The sequence below is a fragment of the Mycolicibacterium neworleansense genome, assembly GCF_001245615.1.
Taxonomy (GTDB): Bacteria; Actinomycetota; Actinomycetes; order Mycobacteriales; family Mycobacteriaceae; genus Mycobacterium; species Mycobacterium neworleansense.
Genome location: NZ_CWKH01000001.1, coordinates 844,117 through 858,926 on the forward strand (window position 1 = coordinate 844,117; position 14,810 = coordinate 858,926).

Here is a 14,810-nt window from a genome sequence, read left to right on the forward strand (position 1 = left end):
CCTCAACAGCGGTTCAGCTCCTAGCGTCATCGGTGTGACCGATACCGTGACGCCCGATACCGGGACCTGGCGGCAGTTGCTGGGCGGCCGGCATCTGGGCGCGTCCACCGTGTTGGCCGGTGGCGTGCTGCTGTATGCCACCAACGAATTCCTGACGATCAGCCTGTTGCCCAGCGCGGTGGCCGATATCGGCGGTCAGCGGTTCTACGCCTGGGTCACGACGCTGTACCTGGTGGCCTCGGTGATCGCCGCCACCACGGTCCACTCGATGCTGATGCGGCTGGGGCCGCGGCGGGCATATCTGTTGGGGCTCACGGTGTTCGGTGCCGGAAGCCTGGGCTGCGCGCTGGCCCCGAGCATGGAGGTACTGCTCGCCGGGCGCACCGTGCAGGGCTTCGCCGGTGGGCTGCTGGCCGGCCTCGGCTACGCCGTGATCAACACTGCGCTGCCGAATACGTTGTGGACCAAGGCCTCTGCACTGGTGTCGGCGATGTGGGGTGTCGGCACGGTGATCGGCCCGGCCTCTGGTGGGCTGTTCGCGCAGTTCGGGCACTGGCGCTGGGCCTTCGGCGTGCTGGTTGTCCTGACGGTCGCGATGGGTGCGTTGGTGCCGGTTGCGCTGCCGAGCCGTACCGGTGCGACCTCGGCGCCGACGCCCGGCATTCCGGTGTGGTCGCTGGCGTTGCTCGGTGCGGCGGCCATGGCGGTGAGCGTGGCGGGCATTCCGCACGATTGGCGGGCCACCCCCGCACTGCTCGGCGTGGGTGCGGCACTGGTGGCCGGGTTCCTGGCCGTGGACCGCCGCGCCGGTGCATCGGTCTTGCCGCCCAGCACATTCAAGCCCGGCCCGCTCAAGTGGATCTACCTGAGCCTCGGCGCGTTGATGGCCGCCACCATGGTCGACATGTATGTGCCGTTGTTCGGTCAACGGCTGGCACACCTGACACCGGTGGCGGCCGGGTTCTTCGCAGCGGTGTTGTCCGTCGGGTGGACCGTGGGGGAGATCGTCAGCGCATCGCTGCAGAACCGCCGGGTGATCGTGCGCACGGTGGCGTTCGCGCCGATCGTGATGGCGGCCGGTCTGGCCGCCGGCGCGGTGTTGATCCGAGACGGAATGGCGCCGTGGCTGGTGGTGATGTGGGGTGCGGCGCTCGCGGTCACCGGTGCCGGCATCGGTATCGCCTGGCCGCATCTGTCCGCATGGGCGATGGGCAGCGTTGACGATCCGGTCGAGGGGCCGGCCGCGGCGGCCGCGATCAACACCGTCCAGCTCATCTGCGGTGCGTTCGGCGCGGGCTTGGCCGGTGTCGTCGTCAACCTCAGCGAAACCGCGGACGCGGCTGCTGCCCGATGGCTCTTCGCCGCATTCGCGGTGCTCGCCCTGCTCGGGGCCTTTGCCTCGTTCCGTTCTGCACCGCGAGCGTGCGTGTCTGCCGCCCAACACGCCGCATAACGTCGACATTCTGCGCACCCTCGCGCGCGATGAATTTCGCCCGCGGCCCAGGTCTCTCTCGTATAGGACCGATACGAGGAGTGATTCGATGCCGCTGACACTCAACGCCTACCCAGACGTCGTCACCCGAGACGATTGGCTCGAGGCACGCAAGAAGCTACTGGCCGCCGAGCGTGAGGTGACGCACCTGCGCGACGCGGTCAACGCCCAACGGCGCCGGCTGCCGATGGTGAAGGTGGACAAGGACTACACCTTCGAGGGGCCTGACGGCGAGGCGCGACTGGTCGATCTGTTCGAGGGCCGCAGCCAGCTCTACGTCCACCACTTCATGTGGATCGACGCGATGGATGCCGGCTGCCCAAGTTGCACCGCCGCGGCCGACCTGACCTTCACCGACGAAGACCGAAAGCTTTTGCATGCCAAGGACGTCACGTTCGCGTGCGTGTCCCGGGCACCCTACGCCAGCATCGCCGCCTACCGGGATGCGCACGGTTGGACGTTCCCGTGGTACTCGTCGCGCGACGGTGACTTCACCTATGACTATCACGTGACACTCGACCCGGCCCGAGCCCCGATCGAGTACAACTACATGTCCGTCGACGAACTCCACGACGCGGGTTTCACCGACGACGACCTGCGGGGGGACTGGCCGGGGGCCAGCGTCTTTCTGCGTCGTGGTGACGACGTCTTCCACACCTATTCGACCTTCGCGCGCGGGCTCGATCACACGGCGGTGGGATACCCGTTCCTCGACCTCACCCCGTACGGGCGGCAGGAACCGTGGGAGGACTCGCCGGCCGGGTGGCCTCAGGGCGGGGCAGTGGTGGGCCGGCCGGTGGGAGATGCCGACGACAGTTAGCGATCATTGAGATCGAAACTATGGGCCCGCGTCGAAATGCCTGGCACAGTAGCCAATCGATGCGGGTGTGTCTGAGTGGCTAGGAACCGGCCTGCAAAGCCGTTTACACGGGTTCGAATCCCGTCACTCGCTCGATGGGAAGGCGCAGAGGGCGGCATTCTGACTTCGGTCCGAGTGCCGCTCTGCGCCCTAGGGGCGCATACGTGTTCGTCAGTCGATAATCCCGAGTTCGTGCGCCCGGTGCAGCGCATCGCGTCGCTTGGTCACTTGAAGTTTGGACAGGATCGCGGACACGTGGTGATCGACCGTCCTGACCGACAGGTGCAGCCGTTCGGCAAGTTCGGCATTGGTCGAGCCGCCGTCCATGTGGCGAAGCACCTCGATCTGGCGCGGGGTGAGGCCGGCCGGATTGGTCATGGTCGATGTGCGCCGGCGCGCCGGAACCTTCAGTCCCCGTGCACGCAAGTCACGACGGACCTTGGCCGCCGCCGCGTCGGCGCCCAACTCGTCGAGCGTGTCCAGGCCGCGCCGGGCGAGGCGGGCGTCACCGGAGTCGGTAAGCGCCAGGGCGACTTCGTAAGGCATTGACAGGCGGTCGAATTCGTCGGCAGCGGACTCGAACGCGCCGTCGATGACGAGCCGATACGGTTCGGCGACTTGCGGCAAAATCTCGCGGAGACCTAGGCGATGCAGCCACACTGCGAGCTCGCCGCGCGCCATGGTGAGGCCCTGAACTTGGCTGTCGTCCAGCAGCGTTCGGCATTCGGCCAGCCGGTCGTCGGCTACTCCGGTCAACCACGCCTGTTCGGCGATCGCTGACGCCGCGAACAGGCGCAGATGCTCTCCGAACCGGCACAGCAGTCGCCACGCCTCGTCGATGCCGTCGTCCCTCGTGCCGTCGCGCCGAAGGGAGACGAGGGCTCGCACGAGAATCGGAGTCATGCGGGCCAGCGGCGCGCTCGGGCTGCCGAGGACGGTCTCGGCATGGACCGCCGCAGTGTCCCAATCCCCGAGCAGCAGCTCAAGTTTGGTGCGCATGCCGAGCAACCATGTTTTTCCCAGAGGCACGTCGCGTTCGTCGCTCAGCGGAATGATGACATCGAGTAGCTCGGCCGCCTCGGAGAGCCGACGCTGTTCGATGTCCAGGTACACGAGGCTGGTGCAGCCGTTCGAGTAGATGTCGTCTTCAAGCAGTGCGGCAGCTGATCTGATGCTCGACAGCATCTTGTCGCGCGCGGCGTCCTCCCCGGCCAGCGCTCCCCGGTAGCCGTCGATGAGCGCAATGCGGGTGACGAGTGACGGATCGTCGACCTGCGCGGCGAAGGCCTTCGCCTGGCACAACAGCTCCGCCGCGCGTATGAGTTTGCTTGCCAGCACGGCGAAGTAGGCCAGTGTGGTGACGGCGTGCCCGAGTAGCGCGAATTCCGTGTCGCCACCCGACTCGTGACAGTCCTCCAACACGGCAACTGCCTGCGTTGCATGGTGTTCCGCGCGCGAGTGGTTCGCGTTGTTCGACTCATAAAGGGCCAACGCGTGGTGATTGGCGCTGACGGCCGCGGCGCCGATCAACTGCTCACGCAGAAGGAGTGCACGCTGCCGAGCCGCGATTGCGTCGTCCAACCGATCCGTGAGGAAGTACTCGTCCGCCAACAGCTCAAGCAGCTCGGCCTCTTCGTCAACCGGCACCGGGCCGCCCCGGTCGAGTGCGATCCGATAGAACTGCGCCGCCTGCTTGTGGGCGCCGGACCGTGCTGCCGCGTGGCCCGCCTCGGATGCGGCACGTCGGGTGCGAGCGTGGTCGCCGGCCCCGAGCGCATGATGGGTCAACACGGTGGAGTCGAGGACCTGCGATGGCGACGCTTCGTACGCGTGGATCATGCGGCGGTGCAATTCCACGTCGAGGCCCGGCGGGATCACACTGGTGATGGCCAGGCGACACAGGTCATGGCGGAAGGCGATACCGCGGGAGCTTCGCCGGATGAGATTGGCCTCGTCGAGGCTGCGCAGCGTCAACGCCGCGACGCCAAGGTCGGCGAGCAGCACATCCGGAATCGCCCCAGACGCGCACGCCAGGAGATGCAGCAGATCCCACGCATCCGTGTCCAGACCAGCCGTGCGGGATAGCACTACGTCGCGCACAGTCGTCGGCAGATCGTCTCCGGTGTGGTCGAGCATCTCGGTGACAAAGAACGCATTGCCGCCAGTCGTACGATGCAGCCAGATGGGGTCGACGCCGCGGTCGCCTACCAACGCGGCCACCGCATCAAGGCTCAACGGCGGCAATGACACTGAGATGGCGTCGCCGGAGCGAGCCACGTCGCCGAGTAGCAGGCGCAGCGGATGTGCGGCTCCGACCTCTTCGTCGCGAATGACTCCGACAATTAGGGAACGGGTGCGCCCAATTCGCCTCAGCATATAGCGCAACAAGTCAACCGTGCCTTGATCGGCCCAGTGCATGTCGTCGATGACGAGAATCGACGGGGTTACTCGGAGCTCCTCGAATACCGCGGCGAAGATCTCGTAGGCCCGATCGCTGTCACGGAGCAACCGCTGGGTGGCCGGCCCGTACTGGCATGCAAGGTCGTGGATCGGCCCCAAGGGACGCGGCGTCGACAACGGGTCACACGCGCCCCACAGCACGCGCTCACCGTCAGGCCAGCGGTCAACAAACGCCTCGACGAAAGATGTTTTTCCACAGCCGGATTCACCGCTGACGATGACGACACCGCCACGCCCGGCGCGCGCCGTGGCGGCACGTGCGGTGAGCTCTGCGAACTCGCGGTCGCGCTCGGTGAGCATCACGCTACGAATGCTACCGCCACGCTGACCAGCGGAAATACCCATGCGGTTCGATGGCCTCGGCTCCAAGATGGGCAATTTCTACCGATGTCTACCTGCCGTCGGTCAATCAGCCTTGAAACAGCCCGCGAGCACCTGTTACGGGCTAGCCACGCGCCGGGTTCGGCGCGCAACTCCGTATGGGTGGCGACACGGGTCGGGCCGGCAGAGAGCGAACCAACGAGATGAACGATCACAACTATCGACGCGGCGATTTCGGCGGCCGCAACGGCGAACTGGCCGGTCGGCCGGGGCACCGGCGACAATCGACACGGCATCGTCTACTCGCTGTTGCACTGACGGCCACCGTCCTCTTCGGTGCCGTCCCCGGTGTCGGCGTCATCGGCTTCGCGGGAGAAGCGTCCGCCAAGCCGATGCAACGCGATCACGCAAAATACTGCGCCAAGTTGAAGAGCGATGTCGAATACACCCGGAAGGCGTTTATCGCTGCCTATGACAAATACGGGCCACAGGACAGACTGACCATGCAAGCCGCCAGCAACTATGACCGTGCCGAGAGTCGGTTGGCCGGCGCCGGCTGTTAGGAACCACCGACCGGATAGGTCGAACGCGAGCCGTACAACGCACCCCGGGAAGATTCATGTTGAGCCGCCCCGAATAATGCTGCCGTGCCCATGCTGCCCCTTGCCGACGTCCTGTCCACGCTCGATCTGACGGAGTCGGGGGAGGGCACCTTCGTCGCCGAACAGCGGGACAACCCCACCCATCACATCGTCGGTGGACATCTCACTGCCCAGGCGCTGATCGCGGCCGCTCGCACCGTGCCTGGCCGGCTGCCGCACAGCCTGCACGTGTACCTGCTGCGGGCCGGCGATGCCCGGTATCCGGTGCAGATGGAGGTGAGCAACCTGCGCGACGGCGGCTCGCTGTCCACGCGCCAGGTCACCGCCCGCCAGGGTGGAGAGATATTGCTGGAGGCGATGATCTCGTTCAGCATCCCGATGGATGCGGCGGACTACCATCGACGCGCGCCCGAGGTGCCGGACCCCGAAATTCTTCCCCGGGTCGAGGACCAGTTGCAGGCGTTCGCCGACGAGGCCGACGGGTTCTGGGTGCGCCCACAGTGGATCGAGCGACGTTACATCGACCCGCCGCCACGGCTGGCCATCGAGATGGCAGAGCCGCCGGAGCGTACCCGGATGTGGTGGCGTCCTGCCGAACCCGTGACCGACGATCCGATCATCAACAGTGCTCTGCTGACCTACTTCGCTGGTACCGCACTGCTCGACACCACGGTGACCATGCGGCGTGCCACCCACGTGACCACGTTCTCGGCGTTGATCGACATGGCGATCTGGTTCCACCGCCCCGCGGATCTGACGGATTGGGTTTTGGCCGACCAGCTTTCACCGAGCGGCATCAACGGGCGCGGGCTGGCCAGCGCGACCCTGTACAACCGCGCGGGGCAACTCGTGTGCACGACGACGCAGGAGATGTACTTCGGCCGCCGCCGCGGCTGACTCACCGGGTGGATTTGACCACCTGTGCGAAGTTGAACTGCCAGCGTTCGACGATGTGGAAACCCATTCTTTCGGGAACCTGATAGGCCGGGGCGCGGTCCAGTCGCGGTCCGGGCGCCAGGCCTGCCCCGCTCTGTCGGGCCGGCACCGAGGGGTCACGTTCGGACACGGTCCACAACACCGTGCACCGGCGCACCTCGTCGGCGACACCCCATATCCCGAGGTGCGCGTCCCACAACCGATTTCGCTGCCAGGCGGGCTTGCCCCGCCCCGGGTCGACAAGGTGGGCGTAGGCGCCGGGACGGGCGGCGGTGATAGGGCGGATCGGGCCGGGCTTCCAGGAGGTGGTGTTGTCGAAGATGACGCAGTCGCCGGGGGACGAGTGCGCTGAGATGACGTCGGCGACCTGGCTGAAGTCCATGCCCTCCTTGGCGTATGGGCCGCGCTGCACGGTGATGTAGTTCGGTGTAGCGGCCAGGGCGAACACCGCCAGTGCCGCGGTGATCCATTCGCGGCTGCGGGCCAGTGCCACCACACCCACGGCGAGCAGCAGCGCCATCGCCGGCGTCGTGAAACAGAGGTAGCGCGGGTAGTAAAGCGGTTGGCCAACAGCCGAATACACCAGCAGCACGGCGGTCGGGGCAACCACCCACACCGCGGCCACCACGACCAACTGCCGCGTCCCCTCATCGTTGGGTCGCAACCGTTTGACCAGCAGGGGTGCGCTCAGCACCACGGCGGCCAGGAGCGCGAAGGCCACACTGTGGTCGAAGTACTGCTCCACGAGGACTTCCGTGACCGTGTGCAAGCCCAGCGACGAGATCCAGCCGACCTGGAAACTCTGCGAACGGCACCACAGGATGAAGGGAACGACGATCAGTACCGCAACCGCGGTAACCGCGGCCCATCTGGTACGGGTGCGACGACGGTCACCGAGCATCGCGAGGGCCACGGCGTGCGGAATGACCATCAACACCACGTAGATGTTCAGCACGGTGGAAAACACCAGCAGCGCACCGTAGGACAGCCACAGCGCGGTGCGGTCGCGCCGGATCGCGGCGATGAGCAGCACCGTCAGCCACACCGCGGCCAGCGTCGACCACGAATAGGACCGGGCCTCGATGCCTGCCCAGGTGACCCGCGGCAGCATCGCGAAAAGAACTCCCGCACAGACCGATACCGTCCGGCCGCTGAACTGCCGGCCGAGAACCACCACACCGCCGGCGGCGCCACCGATGGCCAGACAGCTCGAGAACCTCGACCAGAACTCCGTTGCCGGGAACACGGCAAACCATCCGTGCATGCCGAGGTAATACAGGCCGTGCACAGCGTCGATGTGGCCGATCAGGTCCCAGAGCTGGGAAACCGATCGGGTGGCCGCCGAAATGGTGGCGGCCTCGTCGAACCACAGCGAAGGCCGGGCGGCGCCCAAGGCGGACAGCACAATGGCAAATGCCGCCACCGCCAGGGCGTCGAATCGGGCGTCGCGATCAACGCGCCGGCCCGCGCCCTCGGCGCGCTCATTCAGCGATAGATCCACGTCAGCGACCGTGTCACCCCCTCAACCGATGGCAAAGATTAACCTGTGACCACCCGACTCGCTTTCTCCGACAGTGCTATTGCCCACAATCGCCGACCGGTAACAGCTAACGGCGATGTGGATGAGCTGGATCACTACGCGCGGTGAATGGTCCTGACGGCAACCCGGATTCGGTCGACGTCGACTACGTCACGGTCAGCACCGATTTTTCGGTTGCGAGGGTTAACATCAGTGCCGATTCGCCGATCGGGACGCCGATAATCGGGTCCAGTTGTCGGCTGTCCGTATGGGTGTCGTGATTCGCACCCCTGGTCAGCGGCAACAGGTTACTGTCTCGGGTGGCGTTGCAACTGACAGTGGGAGGGTATTGATGAGCGCGTATCGAACCGTGGTGGTCGGCACGGACGGATCTGATTCGTCGTTGCGTGCAGTCGACCGCGCCGGTCAGATTGCCGCCGGCTCGAATGCCAAGCTGATCGTGGCAACCGCGTACTTCCCCCAGAGCGAAGACCAGCGTGCCGCCGACGTGCTCAAGGACGAGGGCTACAAGATGGCCGGCAATGCGCCGATCTACGCCATCCTCCGCGAGGCGACCGATCGAGCCAAGGCCGCCGGTGCCACTGACATCGAGGAGCGGCCGGTCGTCGGCGCCCCGGTCGATGCACTCGTCGAGCTGGCCGAAGACGTCAAGGCGGATCTGCTGGTGGTCGGCAACGTGGGCCTGAGCACGATCGCGGGCCGGCTGCTGGGCTCGGTGCCCGCGAACGTGGCACGCCGGTCCAAGACCGACGTGCTCATCGTTCACACCAGCTGACGGGCGACTACCAACCGCGCTCGCGCCACTCTCCGAGATGGGGACGTTCGGCGCCGAGCGTGGTGTCGTCTCCATGGCCGGGGTAGACGACGGTGCGGTCGTCAAAGACGTCGAACACCTTGGCACTCACATCACCCAGTAGCCGTTCGAAGTCGCCGGGCTGCCAGGTTTTGCCGACACCGCCGGGAAACAGGCAGTCACCGGTGAACAGGTGGGTCACGCCGTCGCCGCCCTTGAGGGCCAGCGCGACGGATCCCTCGGTGTGGCCCTGTAGGTGGATCACGTCGAACGTGAGGTCGCCGATCGTGATGGTGTCGCCGTCGGCCAGGATCCGGTCGGGCTTCACCGGCAGCGGCTCAGCGTCCAGGGAATGTGCGGCAGTCGGTGCGCCGGTGACCTCTGCCACAGACTCCAGTGCCTGCCAGTGGTCGAAGTGCTGGTGGCTGGTGACGATCAGGGACAGCTTGGGCGTCTGCTGTTTGATCACGTCGAGGAGCACCTCGGCGTCGTTCGCCGCGTCGATGAGCAGGGTTTCACCGGTGGAATTGCAGGTCACGAGGTAGGCGTTGTTGTCCATGGGACCTACCGACACCTTGATGATCGAGGCATTCGGCAGGGTGCGCCGGGCGGCGGTCCCCGGTTCCTGGTGACCGGTGTACGTGTCGTCCACCGCGATGTGAGGGCTGGTCATAGCGCCACGGTATCGGGCTTGTCGGTGGCCGCACATAGCATGGGCGTGAAGTCTGTCGTAGGAAAGGAAACGCGTGGCTGACCGCCTGATCGTGAAGGGTGCGCGTGAGCACAATCTGCGGGGAGTCGACCTCGATCTGCCGCGTGATGCGCTGATCGTGTTCACCGGCCTGTCCGGGTCCGGCAAATCCTCGCTGGCCTTCGACACCATCTTCGCCGAGGGCCAGCGCCGCTATGTCGAGTCGCTGTCGGCGTACGCCCGCCAGTTCCTCGGACAGATGGACAAACCCGATGTCGACTTCATCGAGGGCCTGTCCCCGGCGGTGTCGATCGACCAGAAGTCGACCAACCGCAACCCCCGGTCGACCGTGGGCACCATCACCGAGGTCTACGACTACCTGCGTCTGCTGTACGCCCGCGCGGGCACCCCGCACTGCCCGGTGTGTGGTGAGCGCATCGCTCGGCAGACCCCTCAGCAGATCGTGGACCAGGTCCTGGCCATGGACGAGGGCCTGCGGTTCCAGGTGCTGGCGCCGGTGGTCCGCACCCGCAAGGGCGAGTTCGTCGACCTGTTCGAGAAGCTCAACACCCAGGGCTACAGCCGTGTGCGGGTGGACGGCGTGGTGCACTCGCTGACCGATCCGCCCAAGCTCAAGAAGCAGGAAAAGCACGACATCGAGGTGGTCGTCGACCGGTTGACGGTGAAGGCCAGCTCCAAGCAACGGCTCACGGACTCGGTGGAGACCGCGCTGAACCTGGCCGACGGCATCGTCGTGCTCGAGTTCGTCGATCGTGAGGACGACCATCCGCACCGCGAACAACGCTTCTCCGAGAAGCTGGCCTGCCCCAACGGCCACCCGCTGGCCGTGGATGATCTTGAACCCCGGTCGTTCTCGTTCAACTCGCCCTACGGCGCCTGCCCGGAATGCACGGGTCTGGGCATCCGCAAGGAGGTCGACCCCGAACTGGTCGTGCCCGACCCGGAGCTGACGCTGGCCGGCGGCGCGATCGCGCCGTGGGCCGTGGGACAGAGCGCCGAGTACTTCACCCGGATGCTGTCCGGCCTGGGCGACGCGTTGGGCTTCGACGTCGACACCCCATGGAAGAAGCTGCCGGCCAAGGCGCGCAAGGCGATCCTGGAGGGCTGCGACGAGCAGGTCCACGTTCGCTACAAGAACCGCTACGGCCGCACCCGGTCCTACTACGCCGATTTCGAGGGCGTGATGGCGTTCCTGCAACGCCGCATGGAGCAGACCGACTCGGAGCAGATGAAGGAACGCTACGAGGGCTTCATGCGCGACATCCCGTGCCCGGAGTGCAACGGCACGCGCCTGAAGCCCGAGATTCTCGCGGTCACGATGGCCGCGGGAGAGTTCGGCGCGAAGTCCATCGCCCAGGTGTCCGAGCTGTCCATCGCCGACTGCGCCGACTTCTTGAACGCGCTGACGCTGGGCCATCGCGAGCAGGCCATCGCCGGTCAGGTACTCAAGGAGATCCAGTCGCGGCTCGGGTTCCTGCTCGACGTCGGGCTGGACTACCTGTCGTTGTCGCGGGCCGCGGCGACACTGTCCGGTGGTGAGGCACAACGCATCCGGCTGGCCACCCAGATCGGCTCGGGGCTGGTCGGCGTGCTCTACGTGCTCGACGAGCCGTCCATCGGTCTGCATCAGCGTGACAATCGCCGGTTGATCGACACCCTGGTGCGCCTCCGCGACCTGGGCAACACGCTGATCGTCGTCGAACACGACCTGGACACCATCGCGCACGCCGACTGGGTGGTCGACATCGGCCCGGCAGCCGGTGAGCACGGCGGCCGGATCGTGCACAGCGGCACCTACCAGGATCTACTGGTCAACCCTGAATCCATCACGGGTGCTTACCTTTCCGGGAAGGAGAGCATCGAGGTTCCGGCCATCCGGCGGCCCACCGACAAGCGTCGGCAGGTCACCGTCGTCGGCGCGCGGGAGAACAACCTCAAGGAGATCGACGTCGCGTTCCCGCTCGGCGTGCTCACCTCCGTCACCGGCGTGTCCGGCTCGGGTAAGTCGACGCTGGTCAACGACATCCTGGCCTCGGTGATGGCCAACAAGCTCAACGGTGCCCGTCAGGTGCCCGGCAGGCACACCCGCGTCAACGGTCTCGATCAGCTGGACAAGCTGGTCCGCGTCGACCAGTCGCCGATCGGCCGCACCCCGCGGTCCAACCCGGCCACCTACACCGGGGTGTTCGACAAGATCCGGTCACTGTTCGCCGCCACCACCGAGGCCAAGGTCCGCGGTTACCAGCCCGGCCGGTTCTCGTTCAACGTCAAGGGCGGTCGCTGTGAGGCCTGCTCGGGTGACGGCACCATCAAGATCGAGATGAACTTCCTGCCCGACGTGTATGTGCCGTGCGAGGTGTGCCAGGGGGCCCGGTACAACCGGGAAACCCTTGAGGTGCACTACAAGGGCAAGACCATCGCCGAGGTGCTGGACCTGTCGATCGAGGAGGCCGCCGAGTTCTTCGAGCCGATCAGCTCGATCCACCGCTACCTCAAGACCCTGGTCGACGTCGGTCTGGGTTATGTGCGGTTGGGACAGCCGGCGCCGACGTTGTCCGGTGGTGAGGCGCAACGCGTCAAGCTGGCCGCCGAACTGCAGAAGCGCTCCACCGGGCGTACGGTCTACATCCTCGACGAGCCGACCACCGGCCTGCATTTCGAGGACATCCGCAAACTGCTCAAGGTGATCAACGGTCTTGTCGACAAGGGCAATACGGTGATCGTGATCGAGCACAACCTCGACGTCATCAAGACCTCGGACTGGATCGTGGACATGGGCCCCGAGGGCGGTGCCGGCGGCGGGACGGTCGTCGCGCAGGGAACCCCGGAGGACGTCGCGGCCAACCCGGCCAGCTACACCGGCCAGTTCCTCGCCGAGCTGATCGACGTGCCTGTGCCGAAACCCAAGCGGCGCAAGGTCAGCGCTTAGACAAGGGGGACGGGAAGCGGGGCTTGGTGCGTACCCCGGCCAGCCATTCGGTCAACGCGTCGGCGCGCTGCCGCAACGCCCGGGTTCCGTCGCGGCCGACCTCTTCCAGCAGGTGCAGCTGGATGTCGCCGTCGGCGTCCTGACCCCAGCCGCCCACGATCCGGCCGTTCCACCATGCGGTGGGACCGGCGTTGCCATTGGTGTCGAACACGTGGGGCCGATGCTCTCCGAGATACCAGTCACGGTCGAACCAGCCCATCGTGGTGACGTCCAGACCGGGCAGCAGCGCCGCCCAGGGTTCCGGGTCCGGCTCCACGTCGAGGTCGTCGGGAAGGACATACCCGACGGCACCGGGGGTATCCGCCAATTCCACCTCGACCGCTCCGATGTCGCGCAGCGCGTGACGAGCCCAGGTCAGGGTGTTGCCGAACCACCATTTGATGTCGGCGACGGTGGCCGGGCCGAACGTCTGCAGCCAGGCTCGCACCAGCTCGGCGCGGGCCTGGTCGTGCTCGGCCGGTGGCACCGAAGCCCCGAGCCAGTCGGATGTGACCGTCCACCGCGGCCGCGACGTGGTCCAGGTGCCGTCGTTGGGGCCGCGCACAATTTCACCGCGTACCCCGAGCACCGTCAAAACCCTTGGGGAAAGCGGAGTTTCACCGCCCCAGCGCTTACCTGGAGCCGGGTCGTAGCTGCCGGCGAGTTCGGGCAGTGCAGTGCGCAATTGCGCCGCCGGGGTCGGTCCATGCTCGCGCAGATGGGCCAGCACCGCCTGGCATGCAGCGTCCAGCCACCGGGCGCCGTCAGCGGCCACACCGCACTTCTCCACGTCACCGACGAGCTTGCGTTGCTCGTTGCCGGCCACCCGATCACTGGCCCCGGCTTGCACCAGCGGCAGGTCTGTGGCGCGCACGATCCACAGCGTGCGGCGCATCGCCAGGTGTTTGAGCACTGTGCGCCGCTCATACAACTCGGTGTCGAGATCGTCGACGGTGAAGCCGGGCAGGCGCGCCCACAGGGACAGGTACGGAGTCGAGGGGTCAGTCGCGTGTAGGCCGACGAAGGCGCCCGTGGCATCGCTGATCGAGGAAGCCTGCCGACTCAGGAAGTGACGCCGCGCCAGCCGGGCCCGGCGCTCGGCGAGGGTGAACGTCCGCACGGATCAGGCGTCGTCCTGCTTGTGCATGGACTCACGGATCTGCCGCAGGCGCTCGGCTGCTGCCTCCTGGCGCTTCTCGTACTGCTCCTCGATGGAGCGGCCCTCAGGGGTTTCCGCGGCCAGTTCAGACGCCCCGATCGCCGTGCCGTAGCGGGTCTCGATCTTCTCCCGCACCGCATCGAACGTCGGAACCCCGGCGGCGGTGTACCCGGTGTCGGGCACCTCGACCGGCGCACCCACCGGCCCTGGGGCCGGAGCTGCGGGAACGACCTCGCCCTCCACCACAGTGGCGTCCTGGGCTTCTTCTGGCTTGTCCGGCTGCTCTGGATCCTTCGTCACGAAACCCACGTTACCTGCGAGAACCGACATTTCTTGGGATCGGTAGCACGTGGCTCCGCCTTGACTGATGACACGACGGAGCCATCGGGGCAACGCGGAACGAAGGGGAAGACGCAATGACCATCAATCGAGTTATCGCAGGCGCCATGGGACTGCTCGCGACCGGTGCGGTGCTGGTGGGCTGCTCGAACGACAAGCCGGCCGACAAGCCCGCGGACAAGCCGGCCGCATCGGCGGCCGCGGCCAAGGTCAGCTCCGGGAGCAACGCCCAGGTCAAGGTCGACGGATCGGACTTGGCCGGCCTCGACCTGAACTCGGTCACCTGTGTGAAGCAGGGCGGCAAGGTCAACATCGGCAGCGCCGCGATCGGCGGCCAGCAGGGCCTGGGCGTGGTGATGACCGACGAGGCCACCCCGAAGGTCGAATCGCTGGGTCTGGTCTACGACGGCAGCGCGCTGGCCGTGAGTGAGGCCATGGGCGTCAAGGTCGGCTCTGCCGAGGTCAAGGTCGACGGCGACACCTACACCATCACCGGTGAGGCATCGGGCGCCGACATGAAGAACCCGATGGCCGGGATGATCAACAAGCCGTTCACCATCACGGTGTCCTGCAGCTGATCTCCCGACACGGCGGGTGCGCCCGGCACACCATGTGCCGGGCACACCCGC

General features: G+C 66.5%; 12 protein-coding genes and 1 tRNA gene. 8 read left to right on the top strand and 5 right to left on the bottom strand.

Annotated elements, in window-relative coordinates; translation table 11 throughout:
* Nucleotides 1–34: 34 nt before the first annotated feature.
* The 3 genes from BN2156_RS03945 to BN2156_RS03955 all read left to right on the top strand — a co-directional run bounded on the left by BN2156_RS03945 (nucleotide 35) and on the right by BN2156_RS03955 (nucleotide 2,444).
* Nucleotides 35–1,453: an MFS transporter gene (locus BN2156_RS03945; RefSeq protein ID WP_090510437.1), complete on the top strand. Its 1,419-nt coding sequence runs from the start codon at nucleotides 35–37 to the stop codon at nucleotides 1,451–1,453.
* An 88-nt stretch (nucleotides 1,454–1,541) separates the two neighbouring features.
* The gene (locus tag BN2156_RS03950; RefSeq protein WP_090510440.1) at nucleotides 1,542–2,312 is read left to right on the top strand and encodes a DUF899 domain-containing protein; all 771 of its coding nucleotides are present in this window, start codon (nucleotides 1,542–1,544) and stop codon (nucleotides 2,310–2,312) included.
* Between the two features lie 61 nt (nucleotides 2,313–2,373).
* Nucleotides 2,374–2,444: transfer RNA gene (locus tag BN2156_RS03955), tRNA-Cys, on the top strand.
* Between the two features lie 78 nt (nucleotides 2,445–2,522).
* On the opposite strand, the gene BN2156_RS03960 is transcribed toward BN2156_RS03955, so the two are convergent.
* Nucleotides 2,523–5,111 (bottom strand): ATP-binding protein, encoded by a 2,589-nt coding sequence (locus BN2156_RS03960; RefSeq protein ID WP_235625330.1) that lies wholly within the window; start codon nucleotides 5,109–5,111, stop codon nucleotides 2,523–2,525.
* 224 nt (nucleotides 5,112–5,335) lie between these two features.
* On the opposite strand from BN2156_RS03960, the gene BN2156_RS03965 reads away from it, so the two are divergent.
* Together BN2156_RS03965 and BN2156_RS03970 are read left to right on the top strand one after the other, a co-directional pair.
* Nucleotides 5,336–5,695 carry a hypothetical protein gene (locus BN2156_RS03965; protein ID WP_235625203.1) on the top strand — a complete coding sequence of 120 codons (360 nt, stop codon included), beginning with the start codon at nucleotides 5,336–5,338 and terminating at the stop codon, nucleotides 5,693–5,695.
* Between the two features lie 90 nt (nucleotides 5,696–5,785).
* Nucleotides 5,786–6,631, top strand: a complete 846-nt coding sequence (locus BN2156_RS03970) for an acyl-CoA thioesterase (protein ID WP_090510444.1) — start codon at nucleotides 5,786–5,788, stop codon at nucleotides 6,629–6,631.
* Between the two features lies 1 nt (nucleotide 6,632).
* On the opposite strand, the gene BN2156_RS03975 is transcribed toward BN2156_RS03970, so the two are convergent.
* Nucleotides 6,633–8,171: a glycosyltransferase family 39 protein gene (locus tag BN2156_RS03975; protein ID WP_090510447.1), complete on the bottom strand. Its 1,539-nt coding sequence runs from the start codon at nucleotides 8,169–8,171 to the stop codon at nucleotides 6,633–6,635.
* Between the two features lie 370 nt (nucleotides 8,172–8,541).
* Here BN2156_RS03975 and BN2156_RS03980 point away from each other — a divergent pair, with 370 nt between their 5' ends.
* Nucleotides 8,542–8,985 carry a universal stress protein gene (locus BN2156_RS03980; RefSeq protein ID WP_003884746.1) on the top strand — a complete coding sequence of 148 codons (444 nt, stop codon included), beginning with the start codon at nucleotides 8,542–8,544 and terminating at the stop codon, nucleotides 8,983–8,985.
* 7 nt (nucleotides 8,986–8,992) lie between these two features.
* Here BN2156_RS03980 and BN2156_RS03985 read toward each other — a convergent pair whose 3' ends face one another.
* Complete coding sequence (locus BN2156_RS03985; RefSeq protein ID WP_090510449.1) at nucleotides 8,993–9,676, bottom strand: MBL fold metallo-hydrolase; 684 nt, start codon at nucleotides 9,674–9,676, stop codon at nucleotides 8,993–8,995.
* 73 nt (nucleotides 9,677–9,749) lie between these two features.
* Here BN2156_RS03985 and uvrA point away from each other — a divergent pair, with 73 nt between their 5' ends.
* The gene (gene uvrA, locus BN2156_RS03990; RefSeq protein WP_090510452.1) at nucleotides 9,750–12,644 is read left to right on the top strand and encodes an excinuclease ABC subunit UvrA; all 2,895 of its coding nucleotides are present in this window, start codon (nucleotides 9,750–9,752) and stop codon (nucleotides 12,642–12,644) included.
* On the opposite strand, the gene BN2156_RS03995 is transcribed toward uvrA, so the two are convergent.
* Nucleotides 12,634–13,803 (bottom strand): winged helix DNA-binding domain-containing protein, encoded by a 1,170-nt coding sequence (locus BN2156_RS03995; protein ID WP_090510455.1) that lies wholly within the window; start codon nucleotides 13,801–13,803, stop codon nucleotides 12,634–12,636. The genes uvrA and BN2156_RS03995 overlap by 11 nt on opposite strands.
* A gap of 3 nt (nucleotides 13,804–13,806) precedes the next feature.
* Complete coding sequence (locus BN2156_RS30785) at nucleotides 13,807–14,172, bottom strand: hypothetical protein (RefSeq protein ID WP_162490728.1); 366 nt, start codon at nucleotides 14,170–14,172, stop codon at nucleotides 13,807–13,809.
* A gap of 92 nt (nucleotides 14,173–14,264) precedes the next feature.
* Here BN2156_RS30785 and BN2156_RS04005 point away from each other — a divergent pair, with 92 nt between their 5' ends.
* Nucleotides 14,265–14,759 (top strand): lipoprotein LpqH, encoded by a 495-nt coding sequence (locus tag BN2156_RS04005; RefSeq protein WP_162490814.1) that lies wholly within the window; start codon nucleotides 14,265–14,267, stop codon nucleotides 14,757–14,759.
* Nucleotides 14,760–14,810 lie beyond the last annotated feature (51 nt).

What these genes read in the sequence shown, in the direction of transcription:
- BN2156_RS03970 (WP_090510444.1), top strand. Translation starts at nt 5,786, where the DNA reads ATGCTGCCCCTTGCCGACGTCCTGTCCACGCTCGATCTGACGGAGTCG.
- BN2156_RS30785 (WP_162490728.1), bottom strand. Translation starts at nt 14,172, where the DNA reads ATGTCGGTTCTCGCAGGTAACGTGGGTTTCGTGACGAAGGATCCAGAG.
- BN2156_RS03965 (WP_235625203.1), top strand. Translation starts at nt 5,336, where the DNA reads ATGAACGATCACAACTATCGACGCGGCGATTTCGGCGGCCGCAACGGC.
- BN2156_RS03980 (WP_003884746.1), top strand. Translation starts at nt 8,542, where the DNA reads ATGAGCGCGTATCGAACCGTGGTGGTCGGCACGGACGGATCTGATTCG.
- BN2156_RS03950 (WP_090510440.1), top strand. Translation starts at nt 1,542, where the DNA reads ATGCCGCTGACACTCAACGCCTACCCAGACGTCGTCACCCGAGACGAT.
- BN2156_RS03960 (WP_235625330.1), bottom strand. Translation starts at nt 5,111, where the DNA reads ATGCTCACCGAGCGCGACCGCGAGTTCGCAGAGCTCACCGCACGTGCC.
- BN2156_RS03985 (WP_090510449.1), bottom strand. Translation starts at nt 9,676, where the DNA reads ATGACCAGCCCTCACATCGCGGTGGACGACACGTACACCGGTCACCAG.